Annotated in this window: 4 protein-coding genes and 1 pseudogene; all 5 read left to right on the plus strand. The window is 68.8% G+C overall.

Going from position 1 to position 4,781, the window contains the following annotated elements:
- Positions 1–235: roadblock/LC7 domain-containing protein (locus IEJ02_RS47405; protein ID WP_498067144.1), on the plus strand; the 235-nt coding region annotated here is incomplete at its 5' end.
- A 106-nt stretch (positions 236–341) separates the two neighbouring features.
- Complete coding sequence (locus tag IEJ02_RS47410; protein WP_014055140.1) at positions 342–752, plus strand: DUF742 domain-containing protein; 411 nt, start codon at positions 342–344, stop codon at positions 750–752.
- Positions 733–1,317: a GTP-binding protein gene (locus IEJ02_RS47415; RefSeq protein WP_078559056.1), complete on the plus strand. Its 585-nt coding sequence runs from the start codon at positions 733–735 to the stop codon at positions 1,315–1,317. The genes IEJ02_RS47410 and IEJ02_RS47415 overlap by 20 nt, the downstream gene beginning before the upstream one ends.
- A 336-nt stretch (positions 1,318–1,653) precedes the next feature.
- On the plus strand, positions 1,654–4,701 hold the full coding sequence (locus IEJ02_RS47420) for a sensor histidine kinase (protein ID WP_191070449.1): 3,048 nt from the start codon (positions 1,654–1,656) through the stop codon (positions 4,699–4,701).
- Positions 4,652–4,781, plus strand: a pseudogene (locus tag IEJ02_RS49600) (roadblock/LC7 domain-containing protein); the annotation flags it as partial. The gene IEJ02_RS47420 and the pseudogene IEJ02_RS49600, both read left to right, overlap by 50 nt.

Here is a 4,781-nt window from a genome sequence, read left to right on the forward strand (position 1 = left end):
CTCCGGAGCCTCCCGCATCTTCGAAGGCGGCATGGTCAACCAGACCGTCGTCGAAATGGAACGAGGGTTCCTCTTCATCATGTCGATCTCCGACGGATCCTCCCTCGCCGTGCTCGCCCACCCCGAGTGCGACATCGGCCTCGTCGGCTACGAGATGGCCCTGCTGGTCGATCGCGCAGGCAATGTCCTCACCCCGGACCTGCGCGCCGAACTGCAGGGCAGCCTGTTGAACTGATCCAACGACCATCCGACGCCCGCCCGCCCGGCCCCACGGCCGGGCGGCCCCCCACCGGCACCGACCGACGGCACCACCGTCACCTTGTTGTCCGACCGGAGGATCCATGACCCCGCCCCCCGCCTCGCCCGGCCCGTACGGCGGCCATCACCAATCGCCGTACGGGGGTGAAGGCGACCAGCCATTGGTGCGCCCCTATGCCATGACCGGTGGCCGGACCCGGCCCCGCTACCAGCTCGCCATCGAGGCGCTGGTCAGCACGACGGCCGACCCCGTGCATCTGCAGGGGCTCCTTCCCGAGCACCAGCGGATCTGCCACCTGTGCCAGGAGGTGAAGTCGGTCGCCGAGGTCTCGGCGCTGCTGAACATCCCCCTGGGTGTGGCACGCATCCTGGTGGCGGACCTGGCGGAGGCCGGCATGGTGGCGATCCACCAGCCCGGGGGCGGTTCGGAAGCGGGCGGTACTCCGGATGTGACACTGCTCGAAAGGGTGCTCAGTGGACTTCGCAAGCTCTAGCGGCGCTCCCCCCGCCCGCGCGACCACCTCCGCGAAGATCGTGGTGGCCGGCGGCTTCGGCGTGGGCAAGACCACGTTCGTCGGCGCGGTCTCGGAGATCAATCCGCTGCGCACCGAAGCCGTGATGACATCGGCCTCGGCGGGGATCGACGATCTGAGCCACGTCCAGGACAAGACCACGACGACCGTGGCGATGGACTTCGGCCGCATCACGCTCGACGATGACCTGATCCTCTATCTGTTCGGCACGCCCGGCCAGGACCGCTTCTGGTTCATGTGGGACGACCTGGTCCGCGGCGCCATCGGCGCCGTGGTCCTGGTGGACACCCGCCGGCTGGCCGACTGCTTCCCCGCCGTCGACTACTTCGAGAACTCCGGACTGCCCTTCGTCATCGCCCTCAACGGCTTCGACGGCCAGCAGCCCTACAACCCCGAAGAGGTCCGCGAGGCACTGCAGATCGGCCCGGACACTCCCATCATCACCACCGACGCGCGCCATCGCAGCGAGGCGAAGAGCGCGCTCATCACACTGGTCGAGCATGCGCTGATGGCCCGACTCAAGTAGGGGCCACTGTCCGGAAGTTGTCGGAAAACCGACGTACGGCGGGCTGTGTCGAACGACACGGCCCGCTCGTCATTCATAACGTTTCGACAGAGATATGCACCGGCCGTCGACACAGAGCGCGATCGCGCGGTTCCGGTGCGCACCCAAAATGGTTCGGTATTCGACATGTCTTAGCCGTAACGCCCCTTTTTTCTCTGGTCCAGACAACGGACTGAGCGCTTTGCGCACTGTTTGGAAAGCACCCGCGCGGCGTGCTGGAATTCGCTGAACTGGGCAGTCAGGGCTCAGCTGGGAACGGCACGAATCAGGTGCCGATGCCGAGAGGTTGTTGGTCGAGTGAGGCGAAGCAAGCCGGACCCCGCGCAAGAGGCGCGAGGGAACTTCACCCCGCCGCCGCGTACAGGCACAGCGGCGTCGCCCGCCGAGGCAGCGGAGCCACCCGCACCCAGTGGTGGCCGGATCTCCCCTCGGAACTGGCGGGTGCGCGGCCGGCTGTACGCGATCCTGCTCATCCCCGTGCTCGTCGCCCTGGTCTTCGGTGGCTTCCAGGTCGCCTCATCGGTCTCCACCTGGAACGAGGCTCGGGACGCCGAGCGCACCGCCCAGGTCGTCCGGGCCGCCACCACCTACGCCCACGCCCTGGTCAACGAGCGCGACCTGACCGCGGGCCCGCTGCTCAGCGGCACCAACGAGGCCACGGTGACCAGGGCCCGGGCCGCGAGCGACGAGGCAAAGAAGGACTTCGACAAGGCCGTCGCCGACATGCCGCAGACGGCGTCCCTGAAACGCCGCCTCAAAGCGTTCAGGGCCGGTGAACCGCAGCTGGCCGCCCTGCGCCGGAACGCCTACACCGACCGCCTCGACGGGGTGAAGACCGAAGAGGGCTATGTCGCCGTTGAGCACGGGCTGACCGAGTTCGCCAATGAACTGGGCCTGGGCACCGGCAATATCACGTCTTACGGCCGTACCGTCTACGCGGTATCCCTGGCCAAGGGCGCGGAGTCGCTGCAGCGCTCCATCGGCACCCATCTGCTGGTGAAACCCGGCCCGTCCGCGACCGACCGCAAGACCCAGCTCACCGCCTTCACCTCGTACGTCTACCTCGAGGGCATCGCGCTCGGGGAGTTCGAGGCCGCCGGCACCCCGCAGGACGTGACCCGGCTCGAGGACACCCTCAAGGCGGCCGAGAAGCGTGCGCAGACGCAAATCGCCGAGGCGAAGCGGAAGGCCGAGGCGGAGGACAAGAAGTTCGTGGCGCCGCCAAGCATGGACAAGATGGTCAAGGCCATGGGCAGCGGTGCCGCGCCCTCGGCGCTGGCCGCCCAGGGGATCACCCCGGACTCCTGGTTCAACGCCTCCACGATCAAGTTCAACGCCTACCGGGACGTCGAGCAGACCCTGGTGAACAAGGCCGTGGCCGAGGCGGCGCAGATCTCCTCGGACGCCCGGCGCGACGCGATCGTGAACGGCGCGATCGTGGTGCTGGCGCTCCTCGCCGCCTTCTTCGTGGCCGGCCGGATGGCCCGCTCGATGAGCCATTCGATGCGGCAACTGCGCAACGCCGCCTTCGACGTCGCCGAGACGCGGCTGCCGGCGGTGGTCGATCAGCTCTCCCGCACCGACCCCGGACGGGTGGACACCCGGGTCAGCTCGATACCGATCAACACCAAGGACGAGATCGGCGAGGTGGCCCGCGCCTTCGACCAGGTGCACCGCGAGGCGATCCGGCTCGCGGCCGAGCAGGCGATGCTGCGCGGCGGCGTCAACGCGATCTTCACCAACCTTTCCAGTCGCAACCAGGGACTGATCGAGAGACAGCTGACCCTGATCTCCGAACTGGAGAGCCGGGAAGCCGATCCGGACCAGCTGGAGCACCTCTTCCGGCTGGACCACCTGGCCACCCGTATGCGGCGCAACGGCGAGAACCTCCTGATCCTCGCGGGCGAGGAGCCCGGCCGGCGCTGGAACCAGCCGGTGCCGCTGATCGACGTGTTGCGGGCCGCCTCCTCGGAGGTGGAGTCCTACGAGCGGATCGAGCTGGCCGGGATCTCCGAGAGCGAGATCCACGGCACCGCGGTGACCGACCTGGTACATCTCCTGGCCGAGCTGCTGGAGAACGCCACCACCTTCTCCTCCCCGCACACCAAGGTGCGGGTCACCTCGACCCGGCTGCCCGACGGCCGGGTGGTGGTGGAGATCCACGACAAGGGCATCGGCCTGACCGCCGAGGACTTCGCCGACATCAACCACAAGCTGGCCAACCCGCCGACGGTGGACGCCACGGTGTCCCAGCGCATGGGCCTGTTCGTGGTCGGCCGCCTCGCCGACCGGCACGGCATCCGGGTCCAGCTGCGCCCCTCCGGGGAGCAGGCGGGCACCACCTCGCTGGTGATGCTGCCCGAGGCGATCACCCACGGCGGTGGCGGCGAGGAGCTGCCCCAGGACGACTTCACGGTCTCCCGGATCGTTCCAGAGCCGGGCCCCGCGCCCGCCTACCAGGACGTGACCGAGCTGTCCTCGCGCACCGCCGCCGAGCTGGGCTTCGACGACTCCGCCTACGACCGGGACGACCGGGACCAGGGGCAGAACCAGTTCCTGGGCCAGTACAGCGGAATGGGGGCCACCCCGCCCGAGCAGGAGCCGCGGCATGACCAGGCGGCTTCCGACCCGTCCGCGCAGTCCGCGTACCAGAATTCCGCCTTTACGCAACCGGAAGCGGATTACACAACTCAAACGGAATCCGAACAGCAGCCGTACATCGGCTACAACTCACCCTCTCAGCAGGGAGAGTGGGGCGATTCCGGATCTTTCGAGATGCCCTACGCGTCGCAGTTCGGGACCGAAGCGGAATCAGGACCCAGCGCTCCCGAAGTTTCTCGGGACCGCGTAGAGTTCCACCGTCCGGGCCCTTCCCCGAGCGGAATCCACTCGATGACCGACGCCGGGCTTCCGCGTCGTGACAAGCAGTGGCAGCCGTCCGAGGACACAGGGGCACAGGGGATGGTCGGGGACCCGGCGGCGCCCACCGCGCCGGAGCGGCCCCATCAGGCTCCCCAGCAGCAGGAGGACGGTGCCCCGTGGCAGTCGGAGAACGACCAGCGCTGGCACCGTGCCGAGCGGCTGCGCGAGCCGCAGGCCGGCGGGGTCACCTCGTCCGGCCTGCCCCGCCGGGTACCCAAGGCCAATCTGGTCGAGGGCGCCGCGGAGCCGACCGGACAGGGCGGCCCCCAGGTCTCCCGCGCCCCGGAGGACGTCCGCGGCAGGCTGAGCAACCTGCGCCGCGGCGTCCAGCGGGGGCGCAACGCGGGATCCGGGACCCCCGGGCGTGACCAGCATGACCAACAGGGCTTCGGCCCCGGCAGCACCTACGATCAGGAGCGTTAGTGTGAGCCCGATGAGCCAGGCGGCGCAGAACCTGAACTGGTTGATCACCAACTTCGTGGACAACACCCCCGGGGTGTCCC

Source organism: Streptomyces sp. 5-10, from assembly GCF_014712245.1.
In the GTDB taxonomy this organism is placed as follows: domain Bacteria; phylum Actinomycetota; class Actinomycetes; order Streptomycetales; family Streptomycetaceae; genus Streptomyces; species Streptomyces violaceusniger.